This window comes from Hymenobacter koreensis, from assembly GCF_039541855.1.
Taxonomy (GTDB): Bacteria; Bacteroidota; Bacteroidia; order Cytophagales; family Hymenobacteraceae; genus Solirubrum; species Solirubrum koreensis.
This window is the reverse complement of record NZ_BAABHA010000010.1, coordinates 510,977-528,472: the sequence shown is the minus strand read 5'-3', so window position 1 is coordinate 528,472 and position 17,496 is coordinate 510,977. Positions and strand designations below refer to the sequence as shown.

Below are 17,496 nucleotides of genomic sequence, written 5' to 3'. Positions count from 1 at the left end.
TCGGCCTTATTTCTTTGATTTCCGCCCTCTCCATTGCTATGTCAAACTTGCCCCCCGCCGCCCCCAAAGTTCTGGTTGTCGATGACGAACCGAACATCGTTATGTCGTTGGAGTTTTTGCTGCGCAAAGCCGGCTACGCGGTGCGCATTGCCCGCAACGGCACCGAAGCCCTGGAAGCCCTCGAGCGGGAGTCCTTCGGGGTGGTGGTACTGGATATTATGATGCCCGACGTGGACGGCTACCAGGTGTGCCGCCACCTGCGCCAGCTGCCCGGCCACCAGCACACCAAGGTGGTTTTTCTGAGCGCCAAAAGCCGGGAGGCCGATATTCAGAAAGGCCTCGAGGCCGGCGCCGACCTCTACCTGACCAAGCCGTTTTCCACACGCCAGCTGCTGGAAAAAGTGCGCGAATTGTCCCCGTTGCCGGTGTAAAGCCGTTCGCGCCGCCTCGGCCCGGCGCCGTTTCGCCCCGAACTCCTGCTGCCTGTGCTCCTCCCAAACCTCCTTTCCCCGTGCTATGAAAACCGCCGATTCGCTTCCGCAACCCGCCGCCTACGCGGCCGCACATGCCGAGAGTCTGGCCGATCCGGCCGCTTTCTGGGCCGCCCAGGCCCGGGCCCTGCATTGGTTTACGGAGCCCACGCAGGTGCTTTCCACGGATGAGAACGGGTTTTACCGCTGGTTTCGGGGCGGGCAGCTGAACACCTGCTACCTCTGCCTCGATTACCACGTAGCCCACGGCCGCGCCGGGCAGGTAGCCCTGATTCAGGATTCGCCGGTGACCCACACCGTGCGCCGCTTCACGTACGGCGAGCTGCTGGAGCTTACGGCCCGTTTTGCGGGCGGGCTGCGCGAGCTGGGCGTAGAAAAAGGCGACCGGGTACTCATTTACATGCCCAACCTGCCCGAAGCCGTGGTAGCCATGCTGGCCTGCGCCCGCCTGGGCGCGGTGCACTCGGTGGTGTTCGGCGGCTTTGCCCCGCACGAGCTGGCCGTACGCATCGACGACGCGCAGCCTAAAGTCATCATTTGCGCGTCGGGCGGCATCGAAATCGACCGCATCATTCCTTACAAGCCCCTGGTTGATGCGGCCATGGAGCAGGCCGCCTTCAAACCCGCCCACGTGGTGGTGTTGCAGCGCGAGGCCATTGCCCACGCCGTGCACGCCCGCATGCAGCCCGGCCGCGACGTGGACTACCAACGTCTGCTGGAAGCCGCGCCCGTGGCCTGCGTGCCCGTAGATGCCACCGATCCGCTATACATTCTGTACACCAGCGGTACCACCGGCAAGCCCAAGGGCGTGGTGCGCGACCATGGCGGCCACGCCGTGGCCCTGAAATACAGCATGAGCGCCGTGTACGGCGTGCAGCCCGGCGAAACATTTTGGGCCGCTTCCGACATCGGCTGGGCCGTAGGCCACAGCTATATCGTGTACGGGCCGCTGTTGCACGGCTGCACCTCGGTGCTCTACGAAGGCAAGCCCGTGCGCACGCCCGATGCCGGCGCGTTCTGGCGCGTAATTCAAGAGCACGAGGTGCGGGTGCTGTTCACGGCGCCCACCGCCATTCGGGCTATTAAAAAAGAAGACCCTGAGGCGCATTTGCTGCGCAATTATACGCTCAGCAGCCTGCGGCACCTGTTTCTGGCCGGCGAGCGGTGCGACCCGGCCACCCTGGACTGGGCCCGGCAGCACCTCGGTGTGCCGGTGGTAGACCACTGGTGGCAAACCGAGTCGGGCTGGCCCATGCTGGCTACGCTGGTGGGGCTGGCCGACATGCCTGCGCCGCGCGCCGGCTCGGCCGGCCACCCCGTGCCGGGCTACGACGTGCAGATTCTGGACGAAGCCGGCCTGCCGGTACTCGTCGGTACCACCGGCTTGGTGGCCGTGCGCCTGCCGCTGCCGCCCGGCTGCCTGCCCACGCTCTGGCACGACGACGAGCGTTTCCGCCAATCCTACCTCAGCACTTTCCCCGGCTACTACCTCTCCGGCGACGGCGGCTACTGCGACGCCGATGGCTACGTGTACATCATGGGCCGCGTAGACGACGTGATAAATGTAGCCGGCCACCGCCTGAGTACCGGCGAAATGGAAGAGCTGCTGGCCGCGCACCCGGCCGTAGCCGAGTGCGCCGTGCTGGGCATTGCCGATGAGTTGCGCGGGCAGCGCCCGATAGGCCTGGTGGTGCTCAAAGACGGGCAGACGATAGGGGAGGCGCAGCTCGAAACCGAACTGGTGCAGTGCATTCGGGAGCAGATAGGGGCAGTGGCGTACTTCCGTCAGGCTCTGGTGGTGAAGCGGCTTCCCAAAACACGCTCCGGCAAAATCCTGCGCAAAACCCTGCGGCAACTGGCCGACGGCGAAGATTTTGTCGTGCCCTCCACCATCGACGATCCACTGATTCTGGACGAAATCCGGGCCCGGCTGCGGAGCCGGGGCATAGGGCTGGCCTTTGAGCGGCAAGCCGGCCTGCTGCCCACGAACACGGCCTGACCTTAATGCCTCGCCAAGGCCACTGTATGGACCGGCCTGCGGTTGGAAACCGCAGATACTGCGGGCTTTCCAATAATAGCTACCCCAACCAAGTCTTTTCTCTCAACATAAAAATCTTCGACTGCCATGCTTTCTACTCCTTCCTTACGTACTTCCGAGGCCGCAACCACGCCCACCAACCCTGCTTCTTCCATTATGCCAGCTACCGTTCCCATCCACCCGCGCATTCGCACCCTTGAGGATTACCACACCGCCTACCGCCGCAGCGTGGAGGAGCCCGATGCGTACTGGGCCGAACTGGCCGAGCCTTTTACTTGGCGCAAAAAGTGGACTCAGGTGCGCGGCGGGCAGTTTTCCCCCGAAGGCACGGCCACGTGGTTTGAAGGCGCTAAGCTTAACATTACCGAGAACTGCCTCGACCGACACCTGGCTACGCGCGGCAACAAGCTGGCTATTATCTGGGAGCCCAACGACCCCAAAGAGCGGCACCTGCGACTGACCTACCGTGAGTTGCACCAGGAGGTCTGCAAATTTGCAAACGTGCTCCATAACCTGGGCGTGGAGAAGGGCGACCGGGTGTGCCTGTACATGCCCATGATTCCCTCGTTGGCCATTGCCGTGCTGGCCTGCGCCCGAATCGGGGCCATTCACTCGGTCATTTTCGCGGGCTTTTCGGCCACGGCCATTGCCGACCGTGTGAACGACGCCCAAGCGACATTCGTGGTTACTACCGACGGGCTGAACCGCGGTGCCAAGCAAATTCCGGTGAAGCGCGTGGTCGACGAGGCCCTGGAACACTGCCCCTCGGTGCGCAAAGTACTGGTAATTGAGCACTTGGGCTGGCCCGTGAACATGCACGAAGGCCGCGACGTGTGGTATCACGAAGAAGCCAAGGACGCGGGCAAAAGCTGCCCAGCCGAAGAAATGGACGCCGAAGACCCCTTGTTCATTCTGTATACCTCGGGCTCCACGGGCAAGCCCAAAGGCGTAGTGCACAGCACCGCCGGTTACATGGTATGGACCGACTACACCTTCCGCAACGTGTTTCAGGTGGAGGAAAATGACGTGTATTGGTGCACCGCCGACATTGGCTGGGTTACCGGCCATTCGTACCTGCTGTACGGTCCGCTGCTGGCCGGCGCCACCACGCTTATGTTCGAAGGCGTGCCTACCTACCCCGATGCCGGCCGTTTCTGGCAGGTGTGCGACAAGCACTCGGTGAGCGTGTTTTACACCGCACCCACCGCCATCCGCTCGCTCATGGCGGCCCCGCTCGATAACGTGCTCAGCTATTCGCTCGACTCGCTGCGGGTGCTGGGCTCGGTAGGGGAGCCCATTAACGACGAGGCTTGGTACTGGTACTTCCAGCACGTGGGCAAGGAGCGGTGCCCGGTGGTAGATACGTGGTGGCAAACCGAAACCGGCGGCATCATGATTTCGGCGCTGGCCGGCATTACACCCAGCAAACCGGCCCACGCCGGCCTGCCGCTGCCGGGCGTGCAGCCCGTGCTACTCACCCAGGAAGGACAAGAAATAGAGGGCAACGACCAGGAAGGCTACCTCGCCATCAAAGCGCCTTGGCCGGGCGTAATTCGTACCACCTACGGCGACCATGAGCGGGCCCGGCAAACGTACTTCCAGCCCTACCCCGGCTACTACTTTACCGGCGACGGCGCCCGCCGCGACGAAAACGGCCTCTACCGAATCATCGGCCGCGTCGACGACGTGATAAATGTGTCGGGCCACCGCTTCGGCACCGCCGAAATCGAAAACGCCATCAACCAGAACCCGCACGTGGTGGAATCGGCGGTGGTGGGCTACCCGCACGACGTAAAAGGCCAGGGCATTTACGCCTACGTTATCTGCCGTACCGGCGACGTAGATACCGAAGCCGACCGTCACCACGTAGAGGCCAGCATTATTGAAACGGTAGTCGCAGAAATCGGTAAAATAGCACGCCCCGATAAAATTCAAATTGTGTCGGGCTTGCCCAAAACGCGCTCAGGCAAAATCATGCGCCGCATTCTGCGTAAAGTGGCCGAGGGCGAAACCAGCAGCCTCGGCGACACCACCACGCTACTCGACCCTGCCGTGGTAGACGAGATTATCAGCGGGAAGAAGTAATTGGGTGGAATTCCTCGAAACGAAAAGCGCGGCTGGTAGCAATACCAGCCGCGCTTTTCGTTTCGAAAGAAACAAGCTTAATAGTCCTGATAATCCCGCGGCCGAATTTGCTTGCGCTTTTTGCCCTTTTTGTCGCCGGAGCTTAGCAGGATAAGTCCGCCAACGGCCACCGCGGCTACCGTCGAGAGCTTCAGGATGAGGCTGGTGCGGTTGTGCTTCCACTCTACGGGGTAGCCTTTCTCAGCGTAAATGTTGGGCACTTTGCCGTGTACCAGGTCGCTTAGCACGCCTTCCACCACATTTACGCGGTCTGCCAGAATAAGGGGTAGCCAGTGCGCGTACTCGTTTTCGCTGTAGTGAAAGGCTGCCCGCCGGATCCAACCGCTTAGGCCGCTCGGAGGCTCGGGCGTACCGAAAACGGCCGACACGTTGGGCCGCTCTACCGAGCGAAGCACCTCTACGTCCACGGGCTGCAACGAATCGGGCCGGTGTTTGTAATCGGGGTCTTGGGCAATGTTCATGCGGGCCCGCATGGGGTAGGTGGGGTCGTTCTTGGGGTCGGCATCAATGCCCCAGCCTTTAATCTGCTTGGGGTCGATGGGCGTATTTATCACGTTCTTTTCCATGATCGGGCGGCGTTAGTGGTTGGCGGTGGGAGGAAGCAGTACGGTTTTAATGCAGTTGTCCAGCTTGGCGGAGAACATGCGGTAGCCGTCGGCTACTTCTTCCAGTGGCAGGCGGTGGGTAATCAAGCCTTTGGGGTTGATTACGCCGTTCTGCACGTGTTCGATGAGGCGCGGCAGCAGGCGCTTCACCGACGCCTGATTGGCCCGAATGGTAAGGCCTTTGTTGAGCACGTTGCCAATGGGCACGAGGTTGTCGGTAGGACCGTACACACCCACAACCGAAACCACGCCGCCTTTTTTCACCGAGTTAATGGCCCAGTGCAGCGCCGTGGCCGAGCCAGCCTGAAGCAGCAATTTACGGCCGGTAATGGTTTGCATGGTATTGCCGGCGGCTTCGGCCCCTACGGCGTCAATCACGCAGTCGGCGCCCAGCCAATCGGTAATCTTCTTGATGAACACCACCGGGTCGCCCATTTCATTGAAGTTGTAAGCTTCGCAGTAGGAGTAGTTGCGGGCGAATTCCAATCGGTAATCTTCCTGGTCAATGATAATGACACGGCCTGCACCAAACAGCCAGGCGCAGCGCGCCGCCATAATGCCAATGGGACCGGCGCCAAACACCAAAACGGTGTCGTTGGGCTGAATACCGGCCATTTCAGCGGCCTGGTAGCCGGTGGGTACCACGTCGGTAAGCAGAACGGCATCGTCCAGGTCCATCCCCTCCGGAATGATGGTGGGGCCTACATTGGCGTAGGGTACGCGGCAGTATTCCGCCTGGCCACCGTTGAAGCCGCCGGCGGTGTGCGAGTAGCCGTAAATAGCCCCCACAGCCGTGGCTTCGGTATTCGACTCATGGCAATTGCCAAACATGCCCTGACGGCAAAAGTGACATTCACCGCAGGAAATGTTAAACGGCACGATAACCCGGTCGCCAATTTTAACCTTGGTTACTTCCGAGCCGATTTCAACAATTTCACCCACAAACTCGTGTCCAAAAGTGGAGCCCACGCGGGTATCGGGCACGTTGCCGTTGTATAAGTGCAGATCGGAACCGCAAATACAGGTGCGCAATACCCGAACGATGGCGTCCTGGGGGTGCTTGATTTCCGGCATCGGTTTCTGCACGGCACGGACCCTTTTCGGGCCCCGGTAATCCATGGCTAGCATAGGTGGTTTGGTTAGAAGTTCAGGTGGGTCGGATGTGCCCAAACCAAGAGTCTTTACAAACGAGCCGCTGTTGTCTCTGCCGCTTGCAGGGCGCTTGGTAATGGACTCATCTAGTACTGTCCTGTATTTCTAAGGTTGCGGATGCTGGATTTAGGGAAGGTAAATAAGTATTTATACTGGGTTTATGCCTGCTAGAAATACGGAGTAGTCAAGAAAATGCGCTTGGGGTTAAATTTTTGCGAACAGCAGAGGTAGCGGTTAGGTGCAGTATTGGTCAAGTCCACTTCGAGCTGTGCTAGAACAAGGCGAGTTTCGTCAACCAGTACTCCTTCAACGCCGGGTTGGCGTCTACTGCCGGTCTACTACCTCCACAGCGTGTACCAAGGCAAGGAACTGATTGGCGGCACTGGCAAGCTAACAGAGGGTGCCGCTCGAAAGTCCTGCCTGAGCTTGGCGGCTTCTATACTTTAAATAATGCAGTGCTCCACTTCCTGAACTATCACGCCTAGGGGATGCTAGGTTGGTAGAAGCATTGAATGACTTCAGCCACGAGAGCAACCGCGGCAATATGGCCACTAGGACCTCTAATAAAATTTCAGATAAACATCTGTTACCGCGAATTTGGCACGTTTAAATTCTAGAAAACAGCAAGCTGCTTTGTTTCAATATCTGTCAACTATCTGAAAAGGTTATTTGCAATAGCTATAAACTTTTTCTCAATTGTAATATAGAATAGATACGAAAAAATAATTGCTGATACCAGGCAGATTAACAGAATGGTCAAACGTGTAATCACCGACTCGACGGGAAGAAAGCGTACTAAAACCCCTTCTAATGTTGTGCCTACCAAAATATGAGTTAAGTATAGAGAGTATGAGATATTGCCAAAAAAAGTATACACTGGATGCTTAACGTTTACATATGCTATAAGCAAGGATGTTGCTGCTCCAAATAGAGCAGAAGGAATGTCAAGCTTGGCGCTTGCAATTGCTGTGATAAAAAATAAAAATGGTGCAAATATTTTTGTAGAAATCTGATTTGTTTTCTTTAACCATGTAATATATCCCATTATAAATAAAGAGCCATAATTTATAATTGTGTTGCCGTTGCCAAATTTTGTAAAGGATAGCACAGTAAATATTATGGCTAAAGCAAAAGCAAAAATTTTGTTTTTAGATATAATTGAAAAGACCAAGCCCATAAATATGTAGAACTGAAATTCAATGGCCAAAGTCCAAAAAACGCCATTAATCCATTTGTATCCTGTAAAGTCGATTGTATACAAAAAGTTGTGAATAAGTTGGGGTATTGAAATCAATGATAAGTAAGGTGCTGATGGTTTTAAGAAGGTGTCGATAGTCCACCATTGCGCAATGGCTAGAATAATGACCACGTAAGAAGGTGGACAAATTCTGGCAATTCGTTTAAGCATGAATTTGCCGAAACCGGGTAATGTGTAATTACTTCGATGCAGCGCAAAAGGGATGATGAATCCCGAAATGACGAAAAAAATATCTACACCTAATGAACCCCAAGAAAATAAGGATTTGGTGAAAGGTATCGAGATTTTAGGAAGAGTTCCGTTTGTATAATGATATAAACAAACACTAATTGCAGCAAAGCCCCTTAACAGATCCAGGATGTTTAAGTGTTGCTTGGGTGTGCTCTTAGCTGACTTTTCCGTCTGCACTGCATCGTCAGTATTTGCATACAGGACAGGTGAAATTTGATTCATCAATGTGATATAACAAGCAAAAGAAATTACGCTTACTGATTTATTCAGCAGCAGGCAGAATGGTGCCTCGCACTTCGCCAAAACCAATGCGCAGGCCGTTTTTCTCGCAGAAACCGCGCATAATCACCGTGTCTCCGTCTTGAATGAACTTGCGTTGCGAACCATCAGTCAAGGTGAGCGGCTTGGTGCCGCGCCAGGTCAGTTCCAGCATTGATCCGAACGAATCGGGGCTTTGGCCGCTGATGGTGCCGGAGGCGTAAAGGTCGCCTACTTCCAGGTTACAGCCATTTGAGGCGTGGTGGGTGAGTTGCTGCGCCATGCTCCAGTACATGTACTTGAAGTTGGAGCGGCAGATAACGTTTTCCTCGCCGCCCTGCGGTTGCAAACTCACCTCCAGGTTTATGTCGAGGTTGTGTTGGCCCGATTGGCGCAGGTAGGGCAGAGGTTCGGGGTCCTGCACCGGCCCTGCTAGACGGAAAGGTTCCAGCGCATCCAGCGTTACCACCCACGGCGAGATGCTGCTCCCGAAGTTCTTGCCCAGAAACGGCCCCAGCGGCACGTATTCCCAGCTTTGCAGGTCGCGGGCGCTCCAATCGTTGAACAAGGCCAGGCCAAAAATATGGTCTTCGGCTTCGGCAATGGGCACAGTTTCGCCCAAGCTCGTGCCGTGGCCAACCACAAAGGCTACCTCTAGCTCAAAATCCAGCTGCTGCGACGGACCGAACGTGGGCACAGCTGCATCAGGAGCTTTGCGCTGGCCGTTGGGACGGCGGATAGAGGTTCCGCTCGCCACGATGCTACTCGTGCGGCCGTGGTAACCAATGGGTATCCATTTCCAGTTCGGGAGCAATGCATTGGCTGGGTCGCGGAACATGGTGCCCACGTTGGTGGCGTGCTCGATGCTGGAATAAAAGTCGGTGTAGTTCTGAGGCTTCACGGGGCGCAGCATGCGTACGTCACGCTGGCGCACCAAACAGTCATGTACGGCTTCTTCGTTGTCGCTCAACTCCGTGTTATCGTGACGCAACAGCTCCGAAACGCGGTTGCGTACTGCCCGCCAAGCCGGGCGGCCCAGTCGAATGAAGCTATTCAGGGTGCGTCGGCGAAATACTTTGGGCTCGGTGGGCAGGTCTAGGTCACGGAAAAAACCATGTTGGCTAACGGCGTACAAGTCAAGCACGTATTCGCCAATGGCTACGCCCACGCGGGTGCCCCGCTCCTCGGTTTCAAATACCCCAAACGGAAGGTTCTGAATAGGGAAGTCGCTGGTGGGAGCAATGTCAATCCAGGAGCGAAGCGTGGGAGTATTGGGGTTGGCCATGGAAGCAATGTGCAGTACGCGGATGCTTGCAAAGATAGCCGTGCGGGTCTTTACAGTCGATGAAGGACTGGGCAGAAACGCCTTTCTCTTCGCTCAGCTTGGGGAAGCAGCTTGACAGGCAGGTCATAAGGAAAGCATACTCCTGTGAGGTGGTGTAGCAGAAGTAGCTACGGCTAACTCAAGTCAGCGAGACTGACCAGCTGCAGCTACGGTACCAGCAGCTGATCGTCGTTGCAGATGCCGAATTGTGCCGCTTCAATACAAAACCACCGCGCCCCGCTTCCACCGGTTCGGCAGGAGCGGGGCGCGCTTCATTAGCAGCGCAAATTTAGTTAGGCGTTGGTACCGCTGTGGGCGGCTGAGGACGACCTTCCTGACCGGCAGGTTGTAAGGCAGTGGCCACGTTTACAGCCTCTACCGAGCGAATTTCCGGCACGGCCTTCTTCACCGATTCTTCCACGCCAGCCTTGAGGGTCATCGGCGACATGGGGCAGGTGCCGCAGGCGCCCAGCAGTTCCAGGCGCAGTACCATATCGTCGGTAATGCCAAGCACGCGCACGTCACCACCGTCAGCTTTAAGGTACGGACGGATGCCATCGAGGGCTACCTCGATGCGTGGCAGGAGCGGGTGGTCAGTTAAAGTAGCTGCAGACATGCTTTCAATACACTTGGCCGAGCCACGAAGTTCGCACATTCGCGGCAAAAGGTCGGCTTACTTCATTTCCACTACCTGCGTGCGGGGCGCCACGGCATTGCGAATGGATACCTGGCGCGCTACTTCCTCGGCCAGCTGGCCAAATAACTCAGCCGCGGGCGTGCCGGGGTGCATAATGGCCGGAATGCCCTCGTCGCCGTTTTCGCGGATGCTCTGCACCAGCGGAATCTGGCCCAGCAACGGCACATCGTGCTTCTCGGCCAGGGCGCGTCCACCACCTTCGCCGAAGATGAAATACTTGTTTTCGGGCAGCTCGGCAGGGGTAAACCACGCCATGTTCTCTACAACGCCCAGCACCGGCACGTTAATTTGCGGCTGGCGGAACATCTGCAAACCCTTCTGGGCATCGGCCAGCGCCACTTTTTGCGGCGTGGTTACGATAACGGCACCCGTTACGGGCACGGTTTGCACCAGGGTCAGGTGAATGTCGGAGGTGCCGGGCGGCAAATCGAGCAGCAGGTAATCCAGTTCGCCCCAGTCTACCTCGGTAATAAACTGCTTGAGGGCCGACGATGCCATGGGGCCGCGCCACACAATCGCGCTTTCGGCCGGAGCCAAAAAGCCGATGCTCATGATTTTGATGCCGTACTGCTCGATGGGCTCGATCAGGTTCCGGCCGTCTTCGGCCTGAAACACGTGCGGGCGTGAGTCCTCCACGTTAAACATGGTGGGCATGCTGGGGCCGCTGATGTCGGCATCCACGAGGCCTACTTTGGCGCCGGTGCGGGCCAGGGCCACGGCCAAGTTGGCCGTTACCGTGCTTTTGCCCACGCCGCCCTTACCCGAGGCAATGGCAATGATGTTCTTCACGCCGGGCAGAATGTCGCGGTTCTGGCGCATGCTGGTCACGCGCGAGGTCATGTTCACCGTCACCTGCGCGTCTTTGTCCACCATGGTGGTAATGGCGCGAATACAGGCGTTGCGGATCAGGTCTTTCAGCGGACAAGCGGGCGTGGTGAGAATAACGGTGAACGACACGTTCAACCCGTCAATCTGCACGTCCTCAATCATGTTGAGCGTTACGAGGTCTTGGCCCAAATCGGGTTCCTCCACGTAGCTCAAGGCTTTTAGTACGGCTTCTGGGGTAATGCTCATAAGTCAGGAAAGCAGCGCGTGAGCTGCCGTGGCGCAAAGATAAACCCGAAACGGTGCGGTCGGGAAGAAAACAGCCGGAAGGGGTGGAGGGTTCGGCTAATGAAGCGGTGCGAAGTAAAGTCTCCGCCCCAGATGGGGGTGTTCGTGTGTACCTTCGCAGTCTTTCCGCATTTCTCCGCCGTGGCCCTCATTCCCAAAGAAACCATTGACCAAGTTCTCCACTACGCCGACATAGTGGAGGTGGTGGGCGACTTCGTTACGCTCAAGAAAAAGGGCCAGAACATGTGGGCCTGCTGCCCCTTTCACCACGAAAATTCGCCTTCGTTTTCGGTGGCCCCGGCCAAGGGCATTTACAAGTGTTTCGGTTGCGGCAAGGCCGGCGACGTCGTCCGGTTTATCATGGACGTGGAGGGGGCCAGCTACCCCGAGGCCATTAAGTGGCTGGCCAAGAAGTACGGCGTAGAGATTAAGGAAGAGGAGCGCACGCCCGAGCAGCAGCTGGCGCAAAACGAGCGGGATTCCCAGTTCATTATTTCCGACTGGGCCAAAAACCGCTACCGCATGCTGCTGCAGGAGTCCGACGAGGGCGAAAGCATCGGCTGGGCTTACTTGAAAGAGCGCGGCCTGAATCAAGCTACCATCGAAGCTTTCGAGCTCGGTTACTCGCTCGATAAGTGGGACGACGTGCTGACCGAAGCCCAGAAAGCCGGCTTCGACGTGAAGTACCTCGAGAAAACCGGCCTCGTGATAAAGCGCGAGGAAGACGGCCGCCGCTACGACCGTTTCCGGGGCCGCGTGATGTTCCCGATTCACAACATCTCGGGCCGCGTGGTGGGGTTTGGCGCCCGCACCTTGCGCCGCGACGACAAAGCCGGGGCCAAGTACCTGAACTCGCCCGAGTCGGAGATATACCACAAATCCGACGTGCTCTACGGCCTTTACCAGGCCAAGCAAGCCATTCGGCAGGAGGAGCTGTGCTATTTGGTGGAAGGCTACCTCGACGTTATCAGCCTAGCCCAGGGCGGGGTTAAAAACGTGGTGGCCTCGTCGGGAACCTCGCTCACCGAGGGCCAGATCCGCCTCATTGCCCGCTACACCGATAACATCACGGTGCTCTACGATGGCGACGCTGCCGGCGTAAAGGCAGCCCTACGCGGCCTCGATATCATCCTGGAAAACGGCTTGAACGTGCGCGTGGTGCTGTTTCCCGACGGCGACGACCCCGACAGCTACATCCGCAAGGTGGGCGACGCGCGCTTCCGCAAGTTTGTGGAGGAGCAAAGCCAGGACTTCATCACCTTCAAAACCCAGCTGGTGGCCAAAGAGGCCGCGCAGGATCCGGTGAAGAAGGCCGAAGCCATTCGAGAAGTGCTCCAGAGCATTGCCAAAGTGCCCGACCCGCTCAAGCGGCAAGTGTTCCTGCAGCAAACCTCAATGGCCTTCCACATCGACGAGCAGGTGCTCATCAGCGAATACAACAAGCTGGTGAAGCAAACTGCGCCGGGGCCACGCAACGCGGGCAGCAGCGGAAACAGCGGCGGCAGCCGGTCTGGCAGCACCGCCACGCGTCCTCAGTCTACGGGCCCCAATGCGCCTTCGCAAACGGTGGTTACGCCCCAGGGCCTCAGCCAGCAGCGCCCCGACGATGCCATGCCCGACGAGGCCTACGGCATCATGGAGGACGAGGTAGGCGAGGAATCCGATACCGTACCCGATATTCAGGTGGCCGTGGAGCGAGAAATTGTGCGCCTGGTGCTTAACTACCCCGCCCAGCCCCTGCACGAGGGCGTGAGCGTGGCCGCGTACCTGCTCGGCCAAACCGACGAAACGCCCTTCCGCACGCCCATTTACGCCGATCTGCTGCACCTCTGCCGCGAAACCCTGGCCGCGGGCAGGTTCCCCGACGCCCGCGAGTTGGTGCGCCACAACCGCGCCGATATCCGCGCCGCCATCAGCGACCTAGTAACCGACCCTTGGGAGCTTAGCCCGAACTGGATTACGCACAGCATTTACGTGCCCCGCGAAATCGACCTGCTTCAGCAAGCCTGCGACAACGCCATTCTGCGCCTCAACAAGTGCAACGTGGAGCGCGAGCTAGGCGACTGTCTGGAAGCCATGAACCAGCTCGACCCCAGCAACATCGATGAGTATTTGGCGCAAATGGCCATTTATAAGTCGCTGAAGCAGCTGGATATGCAGCTGGCGGGGCTGCTCGGGACGATTATTTCGCGGTAGTTTTTACCAAGTTCTTTCTAGGTTTTTCAGCTTCCCAGCATTCTTGAGCTTTGTGAATTCGTCATACAATTCATAAAACTTGTCGAAAGCATAGCTTTCATCTGGTGAATAGAAGTCGATAATTCGAGCCCAGGAATGGGACGTTCGAATCTTATACTTTTTTTCAATCCAAATTTGGAAGCCATACAGAGCGTCGTTATCCATAAGTACTTCACTCTTTGTCCCACAACCTATAATCCAACCGGTCAGAAAGACACTGAGGTAATGAATGGATTTCCGGTCAATAAACATAGCCGGTCTGGCTCGTATCTGCTCAAGTAGCTCTTTTGTATTTTGAGGTAGATGAGTATTCCCTTGGGGAGCAACCGTTTCTTCAGGCGATGTCATAAGCATTAAGTAACCGTTATTGATAGATGAAATGATATAAGAAGATTTCATGAAAGGCCGAAAACATAGCTGCGCTAACAGCCATTGTCAATAGCTATCAAAGTCTTCGGTTGTGATGTAAGCTTCATCGAATGGGCCTCTCAATGTAAGCATCTGCGTTGCATCTTGCGCCGGTTCACCCGCCCCCGGAAACATGCACCTGCCCATCTTCTCTGACATCCTCGTTATCCTGCTGCTATCAGTGGGCGTTATCCTCATTTTTAACCGGCTGAAACTTCCGTCCATCATCGGGTTTCTGGTAACGGGCATGGTGGCAGGGCCTTTTGCTCTTGGGCTGGTAAAGGCCCAGGCGGAGGTAGACCAGCTGGCGGAGCTGGGCGTGATGCTGCTCATGTTCACCATCGGTCTGGAGTTTTCCCTGCAAAGTTTGGGGCGCATTAAGCGGGCCGTGTTTTTAGGTGGTTCCCTGCAGGTGGGGCTAACCATTGGGGCGGTGTATGCGCTGGCAACCTTCGGGGGCTTTCCGCCGGCTACGGCCCTGTTTTGGGGCTTTTTGTTTTCGCTGAGCTCTACGGCCATTGTGCTTAAACTGCTGCAGGACAGGCTGGAAATGGAATCAATGCACGGGCAGGTAACGCTGGCCATTCTTATCTTCCAAGACTTGATTGTGGTGCCCATGATGCTGCTTACACCGCTGCTGGGCGGCCAGGGCAGCGACAACCCGTGGCTAGACCTGGGCCTGATGGCCGCTAAAATGGTGGGCGTCCTGGCACTGGTGTTCGTGGGCGCCCGCTACTTAATGCCCCGTTTGCTGTTTGCCGTAGCCAAAACCCGCAGCCGCGAGTTGTTTCTGCTCACCATCATCGGTACCTGCCTGGGCGTGGCGTGGCTGACCTCCGAAGCCGGTCTTTCCATGGCGCTGGGCGCGTTCATGGCCGGCCTCATCATTTCCGAATCCGAGTACAGCTACGAGGCCGTGAGCAACGTGCTGCCCTTCCGCGAGATATTCGCCAGCTTCTTCTTCGTGTCCATCGGCATGCTGTTCGATGTGCGCTTTTTGCTGGCGCACCCGGTACAAATTCTGCTGCTCACGCTGGGCGTCATGGTTTTAAAATTGCTGCTTACCGTGGCTGCCACCGCCGTATTGCGGCTGCCCATGCGCACGGTGCTGCTGGTGGGCTTGGCGCTGTGTCAGGTAGGGGAATTTGCTTTTATCCTCTCGCGGGTAGGCCTCGATGCGGGCGTAATTCAGCAAGCCGATTACCAGTTGTTCCTGGCCGTTTCGGTGCTTACCATGAGCCTTACGCCCGTGGTGTTGCTGTTTGCCGAGCCCTTGGTAGTGCTGTTTATGCGGCTGCCGCTGCCGGCCTCCATGCTACGGCCGGTACCATTGGGCGTTGCGGCCGCCGCGGGGGTAGGTGAACTGCCCGCGGCCGTGAACGACCACCTGGTGGTGGTGGGCTACGGGCTGAACGGCCGCAACCTAGTACACACGGCCAAATTCGCCAAGATTCCCTACGTCATTATCGAAACCAACCCCGTAACCGTGCGCCGGGAGCGGGAGCGGGGCGAACCTATTTTGTACGGCGACGCCACCCAGGAACATGTGCTGGAACAGGCCCGCGTAACGCACGCCCGGGTAATGGTAGTGGCCATTTCCGACCCCGCCAGCAGCCGCCGCGTGGTGGTGGCTTTGCGGCGCCTGAACCCCCAGGCCTGCATTTTCGTGCGTACCCGCTACATCGCCGAAATCGAGGAGCTGCGCCGCCTGGGCGCTACCGAGGTCATTCCCGAAGAGCTGGAAACCTCCATCGAAATCTTCTCCCGCGTGCTGGCCAAGTACCTCGTGCCTATGCACGACATCGACCAGCTGATTAAAGAGCTGCGCGCCGACAGCTACCAAATGATGCGCGGCCGCTCGCTCTCCACTACCGACTGGTCGGCCATGCACCTGTCCCTGTCCGATTCCGAGCTAATGACCATTCCCGTGGGCGCCGGCACCTTCCTTTCTGGTCGCACGCTGGGCGAGGCAGAAGTGCGGCAGCGCTTTAGCATCAGCTTACTAGCCATTCGCCGTCAAGGCCAGATGATTGATCAGATCGATGCCGAAACCGTTATTCAACCCGGCGACACGCTATATGTTTTCGGTAAGCAGGAGCAGGTGAATGAGTTTGCGCGGGCGCTGGGTTAAGCCCGGCCCGTCGGCCCTTGCCTTTTGGCTCTCAAGGCGTCTGGCGGTTGCTCAACACCGATAAGCTAAGGGGGCTTTCACACCCGCTGGTTCAGCGGTAGGCACCATAAGCGGTGGGCGGCATGCCTAACCGTAAATTCGGCTGGACATGCCTCGTTTGGGGGCTATATTTGTAGTCCGATTGTTACTGCTGCCGTGAATATTCTGCAAATCTGCCCGCGTGTACCGTTTCCGCCTCACGACGGCGGCGCCATTGCCATGTACGACGTGGCCGCCGGGCTGGTACGGGCCGGACACCACGTTACCGTGCTGGCAGCTAATACGCCCAAACACCGTCAGGAGGCCACCGTGCTCGACCACCTCGGCCCGAAGGTCCGCTTGGTAACGGTAGAAGTCGACACCAGCTTGTCGCCGGTTAAAGCCCTGCGCAATCTGCTGTTTCGCAGCACGCCTTACAACGTAGAGCGTTTCATGTCGGAGTCCTTTGCCGCACGGCTGGAAGCCTTACTGCGCGAAACGGCTTACGATGTGGTGCAGATCGAGGGCACTTTCGTGGCTTGGTACGTAGACGTGGTTCGCCGCGTGGCGCCCAAGGTGCCGGTGGTGCTGCGCGCCCACAACGTGGAGCACGAAATTTGGGACCAGCTGGCCCGCAACGAGCAAAAGCCCCTGCAAGCGGGCTACCTGCGCCACCTGGCCCGCCGCCTGAAACGCTTCGAGCAGCAGTACCTGCCCCGCTTCACGGCCGTGGCGGCCATTACCGAGCCCGACAAGCGTCGACTCCTGCAGCTCGGCTGCCAGGAACCCGTGGTGTTCATTCCAGCCGGCGTGGACCTGGCCCGCTTTCAACCCGATCCGGCCATCAAAGCCACTCCCAAAACCTTGTTTTTCCTTGGCTCCCTAAACTGGCGGCCGAATGTGGAAGGGTTGGAGTGGTTTCTCGATAACGTGTGGCCCAATGTGAAACGCCGCTGGCCGGCCCTGGAGCTGCATGTGGCCGGCAAAGACATGCCCGAGCACATTGAGCGCCGCACAGAGGCAGGCGTGCGCATGCACGGCTTCGTCGATTCGGCGCCGCGTTTCATGCAGCAGCACGAAGTAATGATTGTACCACTGCTTTCCGGCGGCGGTATGCGGGTAAAAATCATTGAGGGCATGGCCATGGGCAAGTGCATCATCAGCACCGGCCTGGGCTCCGAAGGTATAGCCGTGCGCCACCTCGACGACATTGTGGTATGCGACGACGCGGGGGACTGGGTTGAATGCATTGGCCGCTACGTGGAGGGGGATTTTTGCCACGAGGGCGTCGGCCGGCAGGCCCGCATTACTGCCCAAAACCTTTACGACAACACCCGGGTGGTGGAACGCTTCTTGGCCTTGTACGAGCAGATAGGCGCGAAGGCGTAAGTT

Annotated in this window: 13 protein-coding genes; 6 read left to right on the top strand and 7 right to left on the bottom strand. The window is 57.8% G+C overall.

Annotated features, from left to right (window positions below; all coding sequences use genetic code 11):
• The first annotated feature begins 38 nt into the window (after positions 1-38).
• The 3 genes from ABD903_RS16260 to acs all read left to right on the top strand — a co-directional run bounded on the left by ABD903_RS16260 (position 39) and on the right by acs (position 4,614).
• Positions 39-431: a response regulator transcription factor gene (locus ABD903_RS16260; protein WP_345226019.1), complete on the top strand. Its 393-nt coding sequence runs from the start codon at positions 39-41 to the stop codon at positions 429-431.
• Positions 432-516: 85 nt separating this feature from the next.
• Positions 517-2,490: an acetate--CoA ligase gene (locus ABD903_RS16255; RefSeq protein WP_345226018.1), complete on the top strand. Its 1,974-nt coding sequence runs from the start codon at positions 517-519 to the stop codon at positions 2,488-2,490.
• Between the two features lie 195 nt (positions 2,491-2,685).
• Positions 2,686-4,614, top strand: a complete 1,929-nt coding sequence (gene acs, locus ABD903_RS16250) for an acetate--CoA ligase (RefSeq protein ID WP_345226418.1) — start codon at positions 2,686-2,688, stop codon at positions 4,612-4,614.
• Positions 4,615-4,691: 77 nt separating this feature from the next.
• Here acs and ABD903_RS16245 read toward each other — a convergent pair whose 3' ends face one another.
• The 6 genes from ABD903_RS16245 to ABD903_RS16220 all read right to left on the bottom strand — a co-directional run bounded on the left by ABD903_RS16245 (position 4,692) and on the right by ABD903_RS16220 (position 11,273).
• Entirely contained in the window at positions 4,692-5,240 is a 549-nt protein-coding gene (locus ABD903_RS16245; protein ID WP_345226016.1) for a hypothetical protein, read from the bottom strand.
• A gap of 12 nt (positions 5,241-5,252) precedes the next feature.
• Positions 5,253-6,407, bottom strand: a complete 1,155-nt coding sequence (locus ABD903_RS16240) for a zinc-dependent alcohol dehydrogenase (protein ID WP_345226014.1) — start codon at positions 6,405-6,407, stop codon at positions 5,253-5,255.
• Positions 6,408-7,083: 676 nt separating this feature from the next.
• Positions 7,084-8,142 carry an acyltransferase family protein gene (locus ABD903_RS16235; protein ID WP_345226416.1) on the bottom strand — a complete coding sequence of 353 codons (1,059 nt, stop codon included), beginning with the start codon at positions 8,140-8,142 and terminating at the stop codon, positions 7,084-7,086.
• Positions 8,143-8,182: 40 nt separating this feature from the next.
• Positions 8,183-9,463, bottom strand: coding sequence for a fumarylacetoacetase (gene fahA / locus ABD903_RS16230; RefSeq protein ID WP_345226012.1), 1,281 nt, complete (start codon positions 9,461-9,463; stop codon positions 8,183-8,185).
• Positions 9,464-9,791: 328 nt separating this feature from the next.
• Entirely contained in the window at positions 9,792-10,118 is a 327-nt protein-coding gene (locus ABD903_RS16225; RefSeq protein WP_345226010.1) for a NifU family protein, read from the bottom strand.
• A gap of 57 nt (positions 10,119-10,175) precedes the next feature.
• The gene (locus ABD903_RS16220) at positions 10,176-11,273 is read right to left on the bottom strand and encodes an Mrp/NBP35 family ATP-binding protein (protein ID WP_345226008.1); all 1,098 of its coding nucleotides are present in this window, start codon (positions 11,271-11,273) and stop codon (positions 10,176-10,178) included.
• A 180-nt stretch (positions 11,274-11,453) separates the two neighbouring features.
• Between ABD903_RS16220 and dnaG the strand changes: the two genes are divergently transcribed.
• Positions 11,454-13,508 carry a DNA primase gene (dnaG, locus tag ABD903_RS16215; protein ID WP_345226006.1) on the top strand — a complete coding sequence of 685 codons (2,055 nt, stop codon included), beginning with the start codon at positions 11,454-11,456 and terminating at the stop codon, positions 13,506-13,508.
• A gap of 3 nt (positions 13,509-13,511) precedes the next feature.
• Here dnaG and ABD903_RS16210 read toward each other — a convergent pair whose 3' ends face one another.
• The gene (locus tag ABD903_RS16210; protein WP_345226004.1) at positions 13,512-13,946 is read right to left on the bottom strand and encodes a hypothetical protein; all 435 of its coding nucleotides are present in this window, start codon (positions 13,944-13,946) and stop codon (positions 13,512-13,514) included.
• A gap of 142 nt (positions 13,947-14,088) precedes the next feature.
• Between ABD903_RS16210 and ABD903_RS16205 the strand changes: the two genes are divergently transcribed.
• Together ABD903_RS16205 and ABD903_RS16200 are read left to right on the top strand one after the other, a co-directional pair.
• Positions 14,089-16,086 carry a monovalent cation:proton antiporter family protein gene (locus ABD903_RS16205; RefSeq protein WP_345226001.1) on the top strand — a complete coding sequence of 666 codons (1,998 nt, stop codon included), beginning with the start codon at positions 14,089-14,091 and terminating at the stop codon, positions 16,084-16,086.
• A gap of 195 nt (positions 16,087-16,281) precedes the next feature.
• Complete coding sequence (locus ABD903_RS16200) at positions 16,282-17,493, top strand: glycosyltransferase family 4 protein (RefSeq protein WP_345225999.1); 1,212 nt, start codon at positions 16,282-16,284, stop codon at positions 17,491-17,493.
• The last annotated feature ends 3 nt before the right edge of the window (positions 17,494-17,496 follow it).

Excerpts from the sequence above, each read along its gene's own strand:
- ABD903_RS16220 (WP_345226008.1), bottom strand. The coding sequence starts at position 11,273 with ATGAGCATTACCCCAGAAGCCGTACTAAAAGCCTTGAGCTACGTGGAG.
- ABD903_RS16255 (WP_345226018.1), top strand. The coding sequence starts at position 517 with ATGAAAACCGCCGATTCGCTTCCGCAACCCGCCGCCTACGCGGCCGCA.
- ABD903_RS16235 (WP_345226416.1), bottom strand. The coding sequence starts at position 8,142 with ATGAATCAAATTTCACCTGTCCTGTATGCAAATACTGACGATGCAGTG.
- ABD903_RS16205 (WP_345226001.1), top strand. The coding sequence starts at position 14,089 with ATGCACCTGCCCATCTTCTCTGACATCCTCGTTATCCTGCTGCTATCA.
- ABD903_RS16240 (WP_345226014.1), bottom strand. The coding sequence starts at position 6,407 with ATGCTAGCCATGGATTACCGGGGCCCGAAAAGGGTCCGTGCCGTGCAG.
- ABD903_RS16260 (WP_345226019.1), top strand. The coding sequence starts at position 39 with ATGTCAAACTTGCCCCCCGCCGCCCCCAAAGTTCTGGTTGTCGATGAC.
- ABD903_RS16210 (WP_345226004.1), bottom strand. The coding sequence starts at position 13,946 with ATGAAATCTTCTTATATCATTTCATCTATCAATAACGGTTACTTAATG.
- ABD903_RS16225 (WP_345226010.1), bottom strand. The coding sequence starts at position 10,118 with ATGTCTGCAGCTACTTTAACTGACCACCCGCTCCTGCCACGCATCGAG.
- fahA (WP_345226012.1), bottom strand. The coding sequence starts at position 9,463 with ATGGCCAACCCCAATACTCCCACGCTTCGCTCCTGGATTGACATTGCT.
- ABD903_RS16245 (WP_345226016.1), bottom strand. The coding sequence starts at position 5,240 with ATGGAAAAGAACGTGATAAATACGCCCATCGACCCCAAGCAGATTAAA.
- acs (WP_345226418.1), top strand. The coding sequence starts at position 2,686 with ATGCCAGCTACCGTTCCCATCCACCCGCGCATTCGCACCCTTGAGGAT.